Annotated in this window: 16 protein-coding genes; 10 read left to right on the forward strand and 6 right to left on the reverse strand. The window is 57.5% G+C overall.

All coding sequences use genetic code 11. The features are described 5' to 3' along the window. The first annotated feature begins 11 nt into the window (after positions 1 to 11). The 3 genes from ACT3R4_RS08885 to ACT3R4_RS08895 are packed head-to-tail and all read left to right on the forward strand — an operon-like array spanning position 12 to position 2,400. Positions 12 to 773, forward strand: a complete 762-nt coding sequence (locus tag ACT3R4_RS08885; RefSeq protein WP_192528403.1) for a 5-oxoprolinase subunit PxpA — start codon at positions 12 to 14, stop codon at positions 771 to 773. Beyond that, positions 770 to 1,474 (forward strand): 5-oxoprolinase subunit PxpB, encoded by a 705-nt coding sequence (gene pxpB / locus ACT3R4_RS08890; RefSeq protein ID WP_192528404.1) that lies wholly within the window; start codon positions 770 to 772, stop codon positions 1,472 to 1,474. Before ACT3R4_RS08885 ends, pxpB begins: the two co-directional genes overlap by 4 nt. Next, the gene (locus tag ACT3R4_RS08895) at positions 1,471 to 2,400 is read left to right on the forward strand and encodes a 5-oxoprolinase subunit C family protein (RefSeq protein ID WP_441678612.1); all 930 of its coding nucleotides are present in this window, start codon (positions 1,471 to 1,473) and stop codon (positions 2,398 to 2,400) included. The genes pxpB and ACT3R4_RS08895 overlap by 4 nt, the downstream gene beginning before the upstream one ends. Positions 2,401 to 2,470: 70 nt before the next feature. On the opposite strand, the gene ACT3R4_RS08900 is transcribed toward ACT3R4_RS08895, so the two are convergent. From ACT3R4_RS08900 to ACT3R4_RS08920, 5 genes are all read right to left on the reverse strand, one after another. Further along, positions 2,471 to 3,502, reverse strand: coding sequence for a 2,5-dihydroxypyridine 5,6-dioxygenase NicX family protein (locus ACT3R4_RS08900; RefSeq protein ID WP_441678610.1), 1,032 nt, complete (start codon positions 3,500 to 3,502; stop codon positions 2,471 to 2,473). A gap of 123 nt (positions 3,503 to 3,625) precedes the next feature. After that, positions 3,626 to 5,137, reverse strand: a complete 1,512-nt coding sequence (locus ACT3R4_RS08905) for a sodium:solute symporter family protein (RefSeq protein ID WP_441678608.1) — start codon at positions 5,135 to 5,137, stop codon at positions 3,626 to 3,628. Next, positions 5,130 to 5,318, reverse strand: coding sequence for a hypothetical protein (locus ACT3R4_RS08910; RefSeq protein ID WP_441678606.1), 189 nt, complete (start codon positions 5,316 to 5,318; stop codon positions 5,130 to 5,132). Before ACT3R4_RS08910 ends, ACT3R4_RS08905 begins: the two co-directional genes overlap by 8 nt. Positions 5,319 to 5,339: 21 nt before the next feature. After that, positions 5,340 to 8,378 (reverse strand): c-type cytochrome, encoded by a 3,039-nt coding sequence (locus tag ACT3R4_RS08915; protein WP_441678604.1) that lies wholly within the window; start codon positions 8,376 to 8,378, stop codon positions 5,340 to 5,342. Next, positions 8,371 to 8,856, reverse strand: coding sequence for a (2Fe-2S)-binding protein (locus ACT3R4_RS08920; RefSeq protein WP_441678603.1), 486 nt, complete (start codon positions 8,854 to 8,856; stop codon positions 8,371 to 8,373). The genes ACT3R4_RS08915 and ACT3R4_RS08920 overlap by 8 nt, the downstream gene beginning before the upstream one ends. Positions 8,857 to 9,359: 503 nt before the next feature. On the opposite strand from ACT3R4_RS08920, the gene ACT3R4_RS08925 reads away from it, so the two are divergent. The 7 genes from ACT3R4_RS08925 to ACT3R4_RS08955 all read left to right on the forward strand — a co-directional run bounded on the left by ACT3R4_RS08925 (position 9,360) and on the right by ACT3R4_RS08955 (position 16,066). Then, complete coding sequence (locus ACT3R4_RS08925; RefSeq protein ID WP_441678601.1) at positions 9,360 to 10,526, forward strand: FAD-dependent monooxygenase; 1,167 nt, start codon at positions 9,360 to 9,362, stop codon at positions 10,524 to 10,526. Further along, positions 10,523 to 11,356 carry an alpha/beta fold hydrolase gene (locus ACT3R4_RS08930; protein WP_441678599.1) on the forward strand — a complete coding sequence of 278 codons (834 nt, stop codon included), beginning with the start codon at positions 10,523 to 10,525 and terminating at the stop codon, positions 11,354 to 11,356. Before ACT3R4_RS08925 ends, ACT3R4_RS08930 begins: the two co-directional genes overlap by 4 nt. A 73-nt stretch (positions 11,357 to 11,429) precedes the next feature. Further along, on the forward strand, positions 11,430 to 12,131 hold the full coding sequence (locus tag ACT3R4_RS08935) for a maleate cis-trans isomerase family protein (protein WP_441678628.1): 702 nt from the start codon (positions 11,430 to 11,432) through the stop codon (positions 12,129 to 12,131). Between the two features lie 10 nt (positions 12,132 to 12,141). Then, on the forward strand, positions 12,142 to 12,840 hold the full coding sequence (locus ACT3R4_RS08940; protein WP_441678597.1) for an N-carbamoylsarcosine amidohydrolase: 699 nt from the start codon (positions 12,142 to 12,144) through the stop codon (positions 12,838 to 12,840). A 155-nt stretch (positions 12,841 to 12,995) separates the two neighbouring features. Next, positions 12,996 to 13,970: a Bug family tripartite tricarboxylate transporter substrate binding protein gene (locus tag ACT3R4_RS08945; protein ID WP_441678595.1), complete on the forward strand. Its 975-nt coding sequence runs from the start codon at positions 12,996 to 12,998 to the stop codon at positions 13,968 to 13,970. A 31-nt stretch (positions 13,971 to 14,001) separates the two neighbouring features. Then, the gene (locus ACT3R4_RS08950; RefSeq protein WP_441678593.1) at positions 14,002 to 14,526 is read left to right on the forward strand and encodes a tripartite tricarboxylate transporter TctB family protein; all 525 of its coding nucleotides are present in this window, start codon (positions 14,002 to 14,004) and stop codon (positions 14,524 to 14,526) included. A 22-nt stretch (positions 14,527 to 14,548) separates the two neighbouring features. After that, positions 14,549 to 16,066, forward strand: a complete 1,518-nt coding sequence (locus ACT3R4_RS08955) for a tripartite tricarboxylate transporter permease (protein ID WP_441678591.1) — start codon at positions 14,549 to 14,551, stop codon at positions 16,064 to 16,066. 29 nt (positions 16,067 to 16,095) lie between these two features. Here ACT3R4_RS08955 and ACT3R4_RS08960 read toward each other — a convergent pair whose 3' ends face one another. Further along, entirely contained in the window at positions 16,096 to 16,581 is a 486-nt protein-coding gene (locus ACT3R4_RS08960) for a MarR family winged helix-turn-helix transcriptional regulator (protein WP_290982284.1), read from the reverse strand. Positions 16,582 to 16,592 lie beyond the last annotated feature (11 nt).

Raw genomic sequence — 16,592 nt, forward strand, 5'->3', positions numbered from 1 at the left:
GAGAGTCAATAATGACCGATAAAAAGCTCCCCACGCTCAACTGCGACATGGGTGAAAGCTTCGGTAACTGGACACTTGGGCTGGATGCTGAGGTCATGCCTTTTGTTGACTGCGCCAATATCGCCTGTGGCTACCACGCCTCCGACCCTCACGTAATGCGTCGTACCGTGGCATTGGCTGTTCAGCATGGGGTGCGGATCGGCGCGCACCCAGGCTATCCGGATTTAATCGGCTTTGGACGACGCTCCATGGCCTGCTCGGCGGCAGAAGTTGAAGATATGATGCTCTACCAGGTCGGCGCACTGGCCGGTATTTGCCGTGCGGAAGGCGCTGAGCTTTCCTACATCAAACCCCACGGGGCGATGTATAACGACATAGCCGCCAACCCTGAATTGCTGGAAGGTGCAATGCGCGCCGTGCGAGCCTTTGATGCCCGCCTACCGATAGTGGTCATGGCAACGGCCATGCCTGAACCCTTTCGTGAACTGGCCACCAGCATGGGCGTGACACTGTGGTTTGAGACATTCGCCGACCGCGCCTATGAGCCTAACGGCCACTTGGCATCGCGACGCCTGCAGGGTGCCGTTCACCACGACCAATCGACTATCGTGGCCCAGGCCATAGCGCTTGCTAAAGGCGACGCTCTAACGGCCCGCGACTGCTCATCGCTGCGACTTCCCTGCGACACGCTCTGTGTTCATGGTGACAACCCCGAGTCGATTGCCGCCGTACGTGCGATCCGTGAAGCCTTCAAGGTGTTGGAGATCGCGTGAAACTGCGTCTGGAAACCGCTGCCATGGACGCCCTCACGGTGCGTCTTTTTGATGAGATTGATGAGCGCAATATGGGCTGGATCATGGCCGCAGACACTGCCCTGCGCCACGCCTTTAGCGATGCGCTGATCGATCTCATTCCTTCTTATACGACCCTGCTCGTTCACTACGACTGCCAACGCATGACCTTCGTTGAGGCAACGTCACGAATCCGCGAAGCTCTCAAGGGTCTTCAGCCTGCCGATACACAGCAGGGTCAACTGCATGAGATCCCGGTGTGGTACGACGTAAGCGTGGGGCCTGAACTACCGGCAGTGGCCCAAGGCGCCGGGTTAAGTATTGAGCAGTTGATTGCGCGTCACTGCGGTCACGACTACTGCGTTTTTGCGCTTGGTTTTGCACCGGGTTACGGCTTTATGGGGCTGGTGGATGAAGACCTGGCCACCCCTCGCCTGAAAACCCCGCGACGCCGGGTGACAGCCGGGAGCGTAGGCATCGCCGAGCGCCAAACGGCGATTTACCCGCTGCTTTCGCCTGGCGGCTGGAATATTCTCGGCCGCACGGCGGTACCGCTTTTTGAGTACGCAAAACGCGGCGAACCGCTGTTGCGACCCGGCGATAAGGTACGCTTCAAGGCCATCTCTCAAGCCGAATTTGAAGCTGCCGGTGGTGATACGACCCCGCTAGAGGAGCGCGTATGAGCCAAGCTAGCATCACCGTAAAGCAGGCAGGCCCCCTTGCGCTTATTCAGGATAACGGGCGCTTCGGCGTCGGCCACCTGGGCGTTACCCAAAGCGGCGCCGCCGACTGGATCTCCTTTCGCTGGGCCAACTGGCTGCTGGGCAATCCGCTTGAGAGCGCCGCGCTAGAGATTGTGATGGGCGGCAACCTGACATTGGAAACCGACGCAAGCGTGTGCCTGGCGTTGGCCGGTGCCGACCTTGACGCGCGTATTGATGATAAGCCGCTGGCAGTTAACGCGCCCTTCACTCTACGCCCTGGGCAAGCACTCACGTTTCGCCAGCCACGTGCCGGGCTGCGTGCCTACCTCGCCTTCCCCGGTGGGCTTGAGGCGCCAGTCGTATTGGGTAGCCGCGCCTGCACGGCCCGAGAGCAGCTGGGCGGGCTTTATGAGGATGGCAGACCCTTACAGCTCAATGACCGCTTGTATTGGCAGGGCGCGTCCGTGACGCCACGCCGACTTCCAGCAAGCGCTCAGTTGCCGATTCCCAACGGTCGCTGTTGGCTGCCAATGGTACTAGGTGCCCAGGCGGCCCTCTTTGCGGGCCGCAGCCTCTATCAATTATTTAATCAGCCCTGGCGCGTTGATCAGCGCGCTGACCGGATGGGCATTCGACTTACGGGACAGACACTCAAAAGTAAAGTAAGCGGCGTGATCTCAGAAGGCATCCCGCTGGGCGCTGTACAGGTGCCGCCCGATGGTCAGCCGATCATTTTGATGAATGATCGCCAGACCATTGGCGGCTACCCGCGTATGGGCGCGATTACTCCCAGCGCCTGTGCTCTGCTCTCCCAGTGTCTACCCGGCACCGAGGTGTGGCTACAGCCGGTTAGCGCTACTCAGGCTCAGGTTACTCACCGCCGCCAGCTGGCCGTGTGGGAGTGAGCCTTTAAGAAGCGCTCAAATGTCAAAAGGCACCCTGGGGTGCCTTTTGTATTGAACTGCCCGCTAACGGTCAGTTTCGAAGCATCTGTATATCTTTTACTACGATATCGCCATCAACCACAACAGGCTCGTCGTCCAAAAATAACGAGCAATTGCGCATGGGAATATCCAGATGGCAGGCCGTATCGTTGGGCCCGCCCAATTCGTTGTTGGGGCCGGTGGAGAACATCACGTTGCCATAAAAGCTGCGTGGCTCCATGCCCATCCCGCCCGGAAACTCACCGGGCACCATACGGTGCCACTTGGCATCAGGGTTCATGCCCCAGCCAACATGGCTCATGCCCAGGCCACGTTTGTCGTTGAAGCTGTCCATGTAGGATTTAACCAGCTCGGCATCCAAGCCACCTTGAATACCGGTAATCCAGCCCTTCTTGATGGTGTAGGTGATCGGCTCGCGGACATACATGTTCTGAGGCAACAGGACATCGCCGGGCGCCACGACAATGGTGCCGTCCACACCATCGTCATCACCGCCGGTAAACACAAAACCGGAGGGCCAATGATCCCAGCGGCCCGGTTCATCGGTACACGCATATTCGGCAACCGTTGGATAGGTATTCAACTGGTAAGTCACGTCGGTGCCATGGGCGGAAGTAATGCGCATTACCTTGGCCTTAGCTAATAGCTCGGCGGCAATCTCGACCTTCTCTCTGAGTTCCTGGGTTGGCAGCATACGCGCCAGCAGTTCAGGCGGTTCCACCGCGGTAAGAATCCGCGTGCCTGCCGCCTGAATGGCCATCTGTTCAGGGGAGAACAACAGGAAAATACAGTCGATGAGCATATCGCAGTTCTTGAGCGCTTCCACCGCCTCGGGCATCGCAGCAAGCCCGGTAGTGCCGACGTTCCAACCACCCACAAGAGGCGGTGACGGCAGGCGCATATGGTACATATTGGCGCCTAAACGTTGTCCGGCGGCCATGAAAGCATCGGCATAATCGAGCCGGTCGTTGCCCTGAGTCAGTACGATGAGCCTTTCATCGGACTGAACGCCGGACATTTTCAACTGGTGAAGGCAGATTTCCGTAAAGCTTGCGTGATCCATAACTACTCCTGCATATCGTCAGCATGACGTGAAGGCGGTAACCCCTGCACTGACGCTAGCTGTATTTGCCAGTCCAGCATCAAGACAGACGGTTATCGAGAGATAGCGTTGGTAGGAATAGTCCTACACAGCGGCTTTCTGAGATGACGGCGCACTGACCGGAGCGCTCTTTTTGCGTCCCAACTCTTCGGAAATAGCGTTCAGGAAGGCATCGGTTGAGGCCTTATGCGGCTTGGTTACAAGGCTTACGCCAACGAAGAGGGCCGTCGAGACAAAGATGCCCCAGATACCGGACGGTAAACCCAGCAGGGAATTACCCGTGGCATACATCAACAGCACGAAAACGCTGGTACCTATGATGCTTGCCAGCGCACCGGCGGCCGTGCCACGCTTCCAGTAGAAAGCGCCGATAATGGCAGGCACCATGGCGACCAGACCTGATGAAGCCGCCACTGAGAGTACAGCGATCAAGTCCAGCTGCAGCTCAGCAAAACCCAGCGCCAACAAAGCAATAACCGGGACGACGATTTTGCCCACCATCAGTTGGCGTTTTTCACCCACGCCCGGTTTAGCGTTGGCATAGACATCCCGAGACAGCATGGAAGCTAGGGTCAACATGATCGAATCGATCGTTGAGACGGCAGCGGCCATGATACCGATCATGACGATGACACCCAGAACCGGCGGGATAAAGTCAGAGGCGAGCAGCGCCGGCGTTGCAAGGTCGGCACGCGCAAGGTCGGGAAATGCAGCAAGCGCCGAGAAGCCCCACAGCACCGATACCAATGTATAAATGAAGCCGAACACCAGAAAACCGATCAGCATCTGACGCATAGAGCGCAAGGACGACGGCATGAAAAGACGCTGACTGACCTGCGGGTTGGATAGGCTGAAGAAGAACCAGGGAATGCTCAAGCCCAAGAAGGTTACCAGGCTAAAAAGCCCTGACCCCGGCACGCTAAGCGAGGTGGGATGTTCAGCTACAAGCGTACCAAACAAGCCGCTGAAGCCGCCAAGCCCTTGAACAACCAAAAAGGCGACCAGCGTCGAGGCAACGATCATCATCAAGGCCTGTAAGGAGTCGGTCCACATCACTGAACGAATACCGGCAATATAGGAGAAGAAAACGGCTATCACCGTTGCCATTACCACCCCAGTGGTAAACGTGATGGCACCATTGGTCATGCCGTCCAGCAGGTAGCCAACCCCGGCCAGTTGAACGGCAGAGTAAGGGATCAAAAAGATGCAGCTGGCAATCGCGACAGCCATCGCGACATGCTTACTGTTATAACGGTTTCCCAACATTTCACTGGGCGTGACGAAGCCAAACTTCTTGCCGACAGCCCAAAAACGCGGGCCGAAAACGGCCACTAGAGAAACACCGGCAAAATAGATGATCTCAAAGCCTAGCGCGCCGACGCCACCGGCATAGGTCAGCCCCGCCAAGCCCACCATCATAAAAGCACTATAGGTTGTAGCGCTGTAGCTCAGCGCCGATACAAACCCGTTCATCTGCCGGTTGCCAAGGAAGTAGCCCGACATACTTTCCGCCGGTCCCTGACGGGAGAGGAAAGCAATACCGACCGCGATCAGTAGATAGATGGCAATTGACCACCAGATCATTGACTCAGTCATGGTCGTGCTCCTCGAAATCTTTGGTAATGAAGACATTAAGTGCAATAACCACGAGCCCGGCGCAGGTCCAGAAGAGAAAGCTGCCATACCAGGCCGCAATATTCGTTAGTAGGGTGTAGGGCACAAGACAGCTCAAAAGAACCACTGTCCAGACTGTCCATATCCACTTGCTGCGTTTCATGATCCACCTCGTTTTGTATTGTCAGTGAGAAGAGTGCGTATTGTTGTGATGAGGCTGGCGTATTGCGGCAACACGTTGTTCAAGTTGTTGCCAGGGAGGTGCGCCGGGCGCGAAACGTGCCCGAAGATAGCTTGCCAGGGTAGCGACTTGCGTATCGCTGAAGCTGTCAGCAAAACCGGGCATGTTACCTACACCAGGGACGGTGTCAGCATGCACACCGCCTAAAATCGATTGAATAACGTTATCGGGACGATCGCTGTGCAGATTGGTATTCAGCGCAAGCGATGTTCGGGCTCGGGTAAACGAGGGCAAGCCGTTATCCAGATGGCAGGCGGCACAGGCACCTTCAAACAGGCGCTCGCCCTCCTCCATGCCACTAGGGCTAACCGCTGCTGCGGCCAAGCGTTGCTGGGCGTCGGCTTGCTGTACTTCACTGTCCCCAACCGGCGCTTCCATCTGCTGCGCTACATAATGAGCAATGGCGCGAACATCATACTCGGGCAGTTCGCTCAACCCGGCGACCACGGGCGCCATTGGCCCCGAGGCCACGCCATGTAACGCTGACTCGCCGTGGCGTAAGTAGTCGTATAGCGAGCTTTCGCTCCAGCCAATGGGTGATCGCGAAAGCGTGTTCAAGGCAGGCGCTTCCCACCCATCTACCATGGCACCTGCAAAGTAGTACTTACCGTCCTTTTCCGCGCCCATCGCATTGCGCGGACTATGGCAGGCACTGCAATGCCCCAGCCCTTCGGCAAGATAAGCGCCGCGATTGTAGAGCTCGCTTTGCGCAGGGTCCGGTTGAAACGGTTTCGGATCGTGATAAAGCGCATTCCAGGGCGCCATGAGCGCACGCACATTGAAAGGGAACGATAGATCGTTCTGGGGCGCAGGAGCCGATACGGCAGGCTGAGCCATCAAATAAGCATAAAGCGCCTGAAGGTCGGCATCGCTGGTTTTGGCAAACGCCGTATAGGGAAACGCAGGATAAAGGTGGCGGCCATCACGGCTGATACCGTGACGCATGGCGCGCTCGAACGCCGCATACGACCACCGGCCGATCCCGGTTGTCTCATCAGGCGTAATATTCGTGCTGTAAAGCGTGCCGAACGGCGTGTCAAAAGCATGGCCGCCGACATTTGTCGCGCCACCTTCAACGGTGTGGCAAGCGACACAATCGCCCGCCGCCGCCACTAGCCGTCCACGCTCGATAGTTTCAGCGGAATAAAGAGTTGCCGCAGGCCGGGAGACCGGTGCAATCGCCCCTTTCCAGGGCCAAGCCATAGCCGCGCTACCGGCAACCGTCATAAAAGCGGCGGCCGCCAGCCATTGGCGACGCGGCGATATGCCTTTGCGGGATAAAAGCAGGCTACTGCGGCCTTTAGATGCCTCCAGATCCTGCTCTTGTAACGCCTGCCGCACCCGGTTGGCCGTAAAAGGCGGCTGCCGAAAACGTATGCCTGTGGCATCGAACAACGCGTTGGCGATAACTGCGACACTAGGTGAAAGCTCGCTATCCGCAAGGCTAGCCGGCAACGTCGAGGGTGCTTCATTTGGCGTCACCACCTGTCTTTCAAACGAAGACTGGCGCCGGGCCAATGGCGACTCTTTTTTGGCTTCTAAACGACCATCGCCCCACTCATCGAAAGCCGGCTCACTGCCCAGCAGCGGCCGCGCTTCGCCTAACACTCGCGCTTGAAGCGTGTGTTGCAAACGCGCTGTATCAACCTCAATACCCGAATCCTGGCCCACGACCAGTCGCGTCAACTGGACAGCGCCCGTAACCCGATTAACCTCGACATCGGCAATCCAGGCAGAGCGTACGCCACTTTCCAGACGCTGCTGGCGGCCGGGTAGCTGTGCATAAGCCAAACCACGGCCCCGTAACAGATCAATCGATGCCTCACGAGAAGGGGCATCTGCTTGCCAGTTGGCTCGCTTGGCAACCGATTCAATAAGCTCGCGACCACGTGCGTCGTTAAGATAGCCTAGGCGTAACGCCAGCGGGTCCTGGCCGAGCGCATGAGCGACTTCATCAAGAAATGACTCACGGGCGAACGTTTGCTGAATACCCAGCAGGGTATCGTTTAACGGCTGCCCTGAGGGGCGCCCGGTATGCGCCGACAGATGGGCGTTATGGAAGGCATAAGGAGAATATAGCGGCTGCTCGGCTTCCTCTGAAACACCTTGTGCGGCGACTCGCCCACTCAGAAACAGGCCGACGGCCGCCACCTCTCCACTGGCATGCGCTTGTCGGTAGCGATACCGCTCTATGTAATCCCCTTCACCAAAGACAGCGCTTAGCGATAGGCGTTGCGCCTGCCCCAATGCCTTAACATCCGTGCTGTACTGCGCATCCAGCCATACCGCGACCGGATGGCCCAGCGCTTTTGCCATCAAAGCAGCATCGACGGCGGCATCGTCACCACAATGGCGGCCAAGGCCGCTGGCCACGTGCCGTTCTGCCCCCTCCCACTGTTCTCCTTCGCTGGTATAAAGCGCTATTTGATCCATACCCAGCGTCGTTAGGGTACTCAAATCCTGGCGCAGCGCTTGTGGCGTTGTAGTGTGCGTCCAAACCTCAAGACAGTTATTTCGGTATTCGGCAACCACCCAGCTTTCGGTTTCTCCCCAGCGCATACGGCTGGGCCAACCGTAGTCGCACTCATATCTGCCAACGTGGTCACCGTCGACATCAGCTAAGCCAGTTTTTTTGTGGTCGGGCGTCTTACGGCTTTCTTCGCTTGCGCGTACTTGCTGTGTTGGCGCGGCCGATATTTGGCCGTGTGGCTGCCAGCTTAGAACCAGACACTTAGCGGCATCGCGCGCGTTTTCAATGCTACTTGCCACAACCCCCACAAAATTACCCTCGACCACCGCCTTTGCGTCATATGGCAACGTCTTCAGCATCGAGGTATCGACATGCGCCAACCGGTCACACGTGAAATGTTCGCCGTTCCAACGGTAGTAAGGCGGACGCACCACAACGCCGTAGCGCAGGTGCTCGAAACCGTCAGGCCAGGCAACCTGGCGGGGCTGCACCGTGGTATGGGGCTTAGTCATCAGCGTCTCCCAACGCCGCAGCGTTGAGGGCAACGGCACGATGGGCGGCATTCAAAATTTCCAGGTGCGTGCCACAACGGCAAAGGTGATGCTCAAGCGCCGCCCCGATCTGTTCTGAAGAGGGGGCCGAGGTGTGATTTAACAACGAGCGAATGCTGATAATCATGCCATTCAGGCAATAGCCGCACTGTGCTGCCTGCGCATCAATGAACGCTTGTTGGACTGGATCCAGGCGGCCCTTATCGGCCAGCCCGTCCAGCGTCGTCACTTCACGTCCAACCACCGAGGCGACCGTGAGCACGCAGGCTCTGGCAGCCATGCCATCCACCAGCACACTGCACGCACCACATTCGCCCAGCCCACAGCCATACTTTGGGCCGTTCAGCAACAGGTCGTTACGCAGTGCGTTGAGCAGCGGTGTTGTAGGCGGAATGGTCAGCTCAACCTTCTGTCCATTCACTTTTAGCTTCAGCGTCATAGGGAATTATCATCATTATTGTTAAAGCAAATTTTTATTTAGAGCTTTCTGATTAACTGGCAGCACTATTAACTGACAGCGCTATTAGCTACTAGCACTATTAACTAGCAGCACTAAGGTAATTGTTAATTATTTTTTGACCATATCTAATCTACCGGGGTCGCTCCCAGCTTCGATGCACCTGCATGGTGCATACCTGCCTCAACTTGCTTAAAAATAGCGCACACCCTATAAGTGCGCGACTATAAAACATATAGCACCCTACTCTCGCATCGAGCAAGTTTTTTATTAAAACAGCTTAAAAAATAAAAATACATATATTTAATATAAGGTTACACAAAAATCCGGGTGGCTAGTAATTTTATTCTGATTTAGGTTTATTTTTTCTTGACCAAAAAATAAATGGTGTATACGTTGTTTTATAACGTTTCAAAGACTCTTCCAAAGGTTTGGCTATTGCCCCCCCCTGTGCGTTATGCCAATAAAACGAGGGAAATTACGTTATGAATAACAAACCCACCATCGCCGTGATTGGCGCAGGCCTTGGCGGCGCCGCCGCTGGCGCCTTGCTACAGCAGGCCGGTTACCCCACCAAGGTGTACGAGCAGGCGCCAGCGTTTTCCCGCCTGGGTGCCGGCATCCACTTGGGGCCTAACGTGATGAAGGTGATGCGGCGCATCGGTATTGAGGAAAAGCTCAATTCCATGGGCTCGCATCCCAATTACTGGTTCAGCCGTAATGGCCTGACCGGCGAGTATCAGTCGCGCATTCCTCTTGGCGACTTTGCCCGCGAACACTACGGGGCGGCTTACATCACCGTTCACCGCGGCGATCTGCACGAGCTGATGGTCAGCACACTCGATCAGGAGAACCTCTTCTTCAACAAACGCCTGATGGATGTCGACGATCAGGGCGACAAAGTGCGCATGACCTTTGCAGACGGCACCACAGAGGAGGCCGACCTTGTGATTGGCGCCGACGGCGTCAACTCGCAAATTCGCGAAAAACTACTGGGGTCCGAAGCACCAACCTACAGTGGCTGGGTAGCGCACCGGGCGATCATCTCCGCCGAAAAGCTCAAGGCCTATGATCTGGATTTCGAGGCCTGCGTGAAGTGGTGGTCAGAAGACCGTCACATGATGGTTTACTTCGTCACCGGCGACGAGAAAGAGTACTACTACGTCACCGGTGTACCGGAGCCCGAGTGGAGTCACGGTACGTCCTTCGTCGACAGTTCCCAGGAGGAAATGCGCGAGGCCTTCAAGGGCTACCACCCCACGGTGCAGGCATTGATCGATTGCACCGAAACGGTCACCAAATGGCCGCTTCTGGAACGCACTCCCCTACCACTGTGGCACGACAACCGTCTGGTACTGCTGGGCGATGCCTGCCATCCGATGAAGCCACACATGGCCCAAGGGGCCGCCATGGCTATCGAGGATGCTGCCATGCTGGTGCGCTGTCTGGAGGAAGTAGGTGCCCACGGCTATCGTGAAGCCTTTGAGCTTTACCGCACCAATCGCTTCGAACGGGCTTCCCGCGTACAGAAGGTCTCCCACGACAATACCTGGCTGCGCCAGGATGAAGATCCTGCCTGGGTCTTCGGCTATGACGTGTTCGAGACGCCGCTGCAAACGCCTGAAGCCGTTAGCGAGGAGAACCCGGCATGACCGACACGCTTTCTACCAGTACGTACCGCTACGGCGCCAATATTCACGCCAACGACATCCGCCAGCACTACCTGCGCTTTGGCGGTGACTCGGCCTCCACCAGGCAGCCACTGGTGCTGATTCCGGGCATCACAAGCCCCGCGGTCACTTGGGCCTTCGTCACCGAGCGCCTTGGCCGTCACTTCGATACTTACGTGCTGGACGTTCGTGGGCGTGGGCTCTCCTCCACGGGACCCGATCTGGACTACGATATCGACACCTGTGCCGACGATGTCATCGCTTTCATCGAAGCGTTGGGGCTTGAAAACGTGATTCTCGCCGGTCACTCCATGGGCGCACGCTTTGCCCTGCGCGCCATGACGCGTGGCGCAAAAGGCATCGACAAACTGGTGCTGATCGACCCGCCCGTTTCCGGCCCCGGCCGCCGGGAGTATCCCAGCAAGCTGCCTTGGTACGTGGACTCCATCCGTGATTGCTCCCAGGGCGCTGGCCTCGACACCATGCGCACCTACTGCCCCACCTGGAGCGAGGAGCAGCTGCGCCTGCGCGCCGAGTGGCTGCACACTTGCTATACACCGGCTATCGTGCAGGCGTTCGAGGAGTTCCACAGCGTGGATATCCACCAAGACCTCCCTGCTATTGAAATACCGACGCTTCTAATCTGCGCCGGCAAGGGCGGCGTGATCCAGGAGGAGGATCGCGAAGAGATCCAAACTCTGCTGCCGTCGATTCGTATCACTACCGCCGCGAATGCGGGCCACATGATTCCCTGGGATGACTTCGAAGGCTTCTTCACTGCCTTCGAAGACTTCCTCGGCACCCCACTCTGAGAGACCGATTGCCATGACGCTTGAAACCAAGACCTATCGTATCGGCCAGATCGTGCCGAGTTCCAATATCACTATGGAAACGGAAATCCCTGCCATGCTCGCCGCAAGGCAATTAATTCGTCCTGAGCGATTCACTTTTCACTCCAGTCGCATGCGGATGAAAACGGTCAGTAAGGACGAACTGGCCGCTATGGATGGCGAATCTGATCGCTGCGCGCTGGAGCTTTCCGATGCCGCCGTGGACGTCATGGGGTACGCCTGCCTAGTGGCCATCATGTCCATGGGCCCGGGCTATCATCGTGAGTCCCAGAAGCGACTACGCAGCCGCACTGAAGAAAACGGCTGCGATACGCCTGTCGTCACCAGCGCCGGCGCCCTGGTAGATGCCCTGCACGTCATGAAAGCCAAACGCGTAGTCGTGGTAGCCCCCTACATGAAGCCGCTGACCGAAATGGTGGTGGATTACATTCGTCAGGAAAACATCGAGGTGGTCGACTACCGGGCGCTGGAAATTCCCAACAACCTGGACGTGGCGCGTCATGACCCGGCCAAGCTGCCCGAGATCGTTGCCAGTCTAGACTTGAGCGATATCGACGCCATCGTGCTTTCGGCCTGCGTACAGATGCCCTCACTACCGGCCGTCGCCAAGGTCGAGGCGCTGACCGGCAAGCCGGTGGTGACCGCCGCCATCGCCACCACTTACGCCATGCTCAAGGCGCTGGATCTGGAGCCGGTGGTGCCTGGAGCTGGCGCTTTGCTTTCCGGCGCCTACTAGGAGCGTACCCATGGCAACCCCTGATGCGATTCAAGACAGCTCGCTTCAAAACGGCTCGGGTCATGAGGAAAAATCGGCCCAGGAGAACTCGGCTCAAGAGAACTATCGGGGCGTCTGGGACGGGCGCATCGGCTTCGGGCGCAAGGCGGCACTTTTGGTTGTGGACTTCATGCAGGGCTACGTGCGTGAGGAGTCGCCACTCTACGCGCCCGGCGTCGTCGAGGCCGTGGCCAACATGCCGCCGTTGCTTGATGCCGCTCGACAGAGTGGAACTCCGGTCATCCACACCAATATTCTCTACCATGCGCCGGATCAAGTCGACGGCGGCATCTGGGTGAAGAAATCGCCGGTCATGCGCGCCATGGTGGCTGGCAACCCCTTCGCCGAGTTCTGTGCTGAAGTGGTGCCGGACTCAACGGAGCCGGTTATCACCAAGCAGTACGCGAGCGCCTTCTTTGGCACCTCGCTCGCTTCCATGCTGGTAGCCATGGGCGTGGACACGATCATCGTTACCGGCTGCTCAACCAGCGGCTGCATTCGCGCCACCGCCGTCGATGGCCTGCAGTACGGCTTTCGCGTGATGGTGATACGCGACTGCGTGGGCGACCGTCACCCCGACCCGCACGAGGCGAATCTGTTCGACATCGACAGCAAGTACGGTGACGTTATCGACCGCCAGACCGCAATCGATCATCTGTTGGGAGGCTGAACAGCGCTTCTGAAAGGCCGACTTGCGGCCTTTGGGCTTCTATAGCATTCATTAAAAAAGGAGAAAGTCCCTCAACGCTCGCCAGCTCGGAAAAACCAACAAACCACAATAAAACGCTTCGCTTTGATCTACTGACAACACAACAGGTAACTCATATGACACTTCGCCGTTTGATGATAGCGTCCGTTTTGGGCTTCACTCTACCCTTGAGTTCTGGACTTCTCGCCGATGACTTTCCCGAGCGTGCACTCACCCTCGTCGTTCCCTGGCCCGCTGGCGGCGCCTATGACCTAGCGGCCCGTTTAATGGCCGAGCATGCTGGCACGGCACTCTCTGTCCCCATCGTCGTTCAAAACGTGACGGGGGCGGCCGGATCTACGGGTATTCGCCACGTAGCTGAGTCCGATCCAGATGGCTATACTTTAGGTATGATGGGTACCCATGCCATCGCCCAAAGCTACATGAACCCCAACGCCACGCCGTTGGACGAACTCGAGGCGCTGGTATTCATCGGCCCCGAGCCAGCCGCGCTCGCAGTGGGCAGCGATACGGGCATCACGAATCTTGATGACTATCTGCAAACACTTCAGGAATCGCCCGGCGCAATTGTCAACGGTAACGACTCGCCCGGCGGCTTCTCTTATATCGCAGCCAGCATGCTCGAGTCACAGTTCGACGTTACGCTGACGAAGATCCCCTATCAGGGTTACGCCCCCACCCTCTCGGCATTGCTTTCTGGTGAGGTCATGTCTGTCCTGCTGCCAATACCGTTGCTAGCTGACCAGCACGCCTCGGGGCAACTCCAGATACTGGGCGTGGCCACAGATGCGCGTCATCCCTTTGCGCCGGATGCTCCTACCTTCAAGGAGCAAGGTTATGGCTTCGCGGCGGAGGACTTCTTTATGCTTTATCTGCCACAAGGCGTACCCGATGAGCGCCGCGACACGTTGGAGTCGGCTTTCTACACACTGCTCGAAGACGAAGCGTTTCAGTCGGCGGCAAGCGAGGCGGGCTTAGTGATTGCTCCGCAACCTCAAGAGGTAAGCTCAGATTATCTTACCCAGCGTGCCGATGAGGTCTATGAGATCCTTTCTTCCTCCAATCTGGTGGATGCCGCGCTGACGCGCTGACGGCTCCTACTCACGACTTAGGAGAGACGCCATGCGTTCGTTTAACAGTTTTCTTGATCGCGCCGCCGGGCGCGATCTTGCCTGTGGACTGCTTTTCAGTGGCATCGCCCTTGTCGGGCTCATCGACGTAAGCGGCAATACGATGTTGATGAACACGCTGGGCCGAGGCCCTGACCCAGGTCCCGCACTGCTGCCGCTGACCGTTCTAAGTTTCATGTTGCTGGGAGGGGGCATTCTCCTTCTCAAGGGGTTGGCCGGCTGGGTACTTCACTTGCGCAAGACAGCCGAGCAGACGCCGACCCAAAGTGACGCTCCTCTAAGCCGTCACACGCACGCGGCAGCCCTGCTTATTTCTCTTTTGGCGCTGCCAAGCGTGGTGACATCGCTTGGTTTCTTGCCAGCGACCTGGCTTTTCGCCGCCCCTTGGCTCATCTGGCTGGAATATCGTCGCTGCCATCGCCTGCATCGTGCCCTACTGCTCGGCATCATAACCGCCTCGTTACTAAGCCTTGCGCTGTATCTGATCTTCATCACCCTGCTGGGCGTCGCGCTATGACGCCCGCGATCAGGAGACTACCATGCTGATCGACAGTTTCTTTACCTCGCTCCTAGCAACACTCGCATCGCCCTGGGGTTTGATGCTTGCTGTGCTGGGCACTCTGCTTGGCATCGTACTCGGCGCCCTACCGGGCGTTAGTTCCACCATGGCGCTAGCTATTCTGCTACCGTTGAGTTTCGGTATGGACCCCGCATTTGCCATTCTCTTTCTACTCTGTGTATTCGTTGCCAGTGTCTACGGTGGTTCAATCTCCGCCATCCTGATCAACATTCCAGGCACGCCGGGTGCAATCGTCACTCAATTGGACGGTCACCCTCTTGCCCGTGCAGGACGAGCTAAGGAAGCGTTGGTCTATGCGCTGATCGCCTCGAGCGTAGGGGGCGTCATCGGTCTGGCGCTTCTGGTGGTCACCGCTCCGATGCTGGCCTCAATCGCGATGCGCTTTAAAAGCCCCGAGTTCACGGCTATCGCGGTATTCGGTTTGGTGCTACTTGCCTACGCTTCGCCAGGTTCAACGGTACGCGGATTGCTGGTCGGCGCCGTCGGTCTACTCTGTGGAATGGTAGGGTTCGATGCTTTAACCGACGTCTCGCGCTTCACTTTCGATACACGTGGCCTGCAAGGTGGCATCGAACTAGTACCGCTATGTGTAGGGTTGTTCGGGCTCGCTGAGGTTCTCAGGAATCTGCACGACTCTCATCGCGCCACGCCTGAGTTCGACATGCAATCTACCCAATCGCCTCTACCGAATCTGCGCGCGATCGCTGGACGCTGGGCGTCGATGTTACGCGGTTCCTTTATTGGCGCATTTGTCGGCGCTATACCCGCTGCCGGGTCGGCTATCGCAGTGGCTATTGCCTACGCCCAGGAGATGCGCTTTTCAAGGCATCCCGAGCGCTTCGGCCATGGCGCCGTCGAGGGTGTGGTGGGGCCCGAGGCCGCTAATAGTTCGAGCATCGGTGGCACGCTGATACCAATGATGACGCTGGGCGTACCTGGAGATGCCATCACGGCAGTATTGATGGGGTCGCTGTTAATCCATGGGCTGCGGCCAGGGCCAATGCTCTTCGCCGAAAACCCAAGTTTCGTCTCGAGCCTCTACGCCGGGTTCTTCCTTGCGCTACTGCTCACGCTGGTCATCGGCCTTTTGCTGATGCGCTGGTTGCCTTGGGTACTGCGCATCCCTTCGCATACGTTGCTCATCGGCATTGCGCTGCTTTGCGTGGTAGGCGCCTATGCTATTCGCAGCAGCATGGCAGATGTCTACATCATGCTCTTCTTCGGCGCCGTAGGGTACGCCTTATATCTCTTGTCGCTACCCGCTGCCCCTTTGGCCTTCGGCTTGATTCTGGGGCCGCTGCTTGAGGAGAATCTGCGCCGCAGCCTGCTGCTGGGTCGCGGCTCTTGGGAGGTATTCTTGCACAGCCCCATTGCCATGGGCCTGTTTGGTCTGTCATTACTGGCCATCATACTGCCGCTTTTGGCGCCACTCTGGGTGCGGCTTGGCAATGACATAAAGCGCGTAAGGATGCGCTGACTGTCGCGATCACCAAACGGCCCCTCGTACTATGGGACGGGGTCTGCATTCATTTTTTCCAGCAGGTGCATCAGCGCCACCCGCTCGGCAGGGTTGAGGTTTTGCATCGTCGCATCGCTGATCTGTTGAGCGTTGGGCACCATTGCCTCAACGATGGCGGCCCCAGCTTCGGTAATCACCACCATCACCTTGCGTTGATCGTTGGGGTCGGTGGTCAGCGTTACCCATTCACGGGCCTTGAGACGCTTGATCACCCCCCGAACAGTGGCCGGGTCAATGGCCGTGGCGTTAACGATATCGGTTAAGGAGCTGGCCCCTCGCTCCATCACTGTGCACAAAGCGACAAACTGAATGGCCGTTAGCTGCTTATCGCAGACGTGGCGCTGGAAAATGGCAATGTGGCGCTGATAGGCCTTACGTAACAGATGGCCTACCTGTTCTGAAAAATCGTACCCCTGCTCAGACGGTGTAGGGTGTGCGTTTTTTTGGACGTCGAGGGAACGATCCGATGTCATTCAAACTCCTT

It is taken from the genome of Halomonas sp. AOP7-E1-9 (assembly GCF_052376035.1).
Lineage (GTDB): Bacteria > Pseudomonadota > Gammaproteobacteria > Pseudomonadales > Halomonadaceae > Vreelandella > Vreelandella citrativorans.

Excerpts from the sequence above, each read along its gene's own strand:
- ACT3R4_RS08885 (WP_192528403.1), top strand. The coding sequence starts at position 12 with ATGACCGATAAAAAGCTCCCCACGCTCAACTGCGACATGGGTGAAAGC.
- ACT3R4_RS08895 (WP_441678612.1), top strand. The coding sequence starts at position 1,471 with ATGAGCCAAGCTAGCATCACCGTAAAGCAGGCAGGCCCCCTTGCGCTT.
- ACT3R4_RS08900 (WP_441678610.1), bottom strand. The coding sequence starts at position 3,502 with ATGGATCACGCAAGCTTTACGGAAATCTGCCTTCACCAGTTGAAAATG.
- ACT3R4_RS08905 (WP_441678608.1), bottom strand. The coding sequence starts at position 5,137 with ATGACTGAGTCAATGATCTGGTGGTCAATTGCCATCTATCTACTGATC.
- ACT3R4_RS08910 (WP_441678606.1), bottom strand. The coding sequence starts at position 5,318 with ATGAAACGCAGCAAGTGGATATGGACAGTCTGGACAGTGGTTCTTTTG.
- ACT3R4_RS08915 (WP_441678604.1), bottom strand. The coding sequence starts at position 8,378 with ATGACTAAGCCCCATACCACGGTGCAGCCCCGCCAGGTTGCCTGGCCT.
- ACT3R4_RS08920 (WP_441678603.1), bottom strand. The coding sequence starts at position 8,856 with ATGACGCTGAAGCTAAAAGTGAATGGACAGAAGGTTGAGCTGACCATT.
- ACT3R4_RS08925 (WP_441678601.1), top strand. The coding sequence starts at position 9,360 with ATGAATAACAAACCCACCATCGCCGTGATTGGCGCAGGCCTTGGCGGC.
- ACT3R4_RS08930 (WP_441678599.1), top strand. The coding sequence starts at position 10,523 with ATGACCGACACGCTTTCTACCAGTACGTACCGCTACGGCGCCAATATT.
- ACT3R4_RS08935 (WP_441678628.1), top strand. The coding sequence starts at position 11,430 with ATGGAAACGGAAATCCCTGCCATGCTCGCCGCAAGGCAATTAATTCGT.
- ACT3R4_RS08940 (WP_441678597.1), top strand. The coding sequence starts at position 12,142 with ATGGCAACCCCTGATGCGATTCAAGACAGCTCGCTTCAAAACGGCTCG.
- ACT3R4_RS08945 (WP_441678595.1), top strand. The coding sequence starts at position 12,996 with ATGACACTTCGCCGTTTGATGATAGCGTCCGTTTTGGGCTTCACTCTA.
- ACT3R4_RS08950 (WP_441678593.1), top strand. The coding sequence starts at position 14,002 with ATGCGTTCGTTTAACAGTTTTCTTGATCGCGCCGCCGGGCGCGATCTT.
- ACT3R4_RS08955 (WP_441678591.1), top strand. The coding sequence starts at position 14,549 with ATGCTGATCGACAGTTTCTTTACCTCGCTCCTAGCAACACTCGCATCG.
- ACT3R4_RS08960 (WP_290982284.1), bottom strand. The coding sequence starts at position 16,581 with ATGACATCGGATCGTTCCCTCGACGTCCAAAAAAACGCACACCCTACA.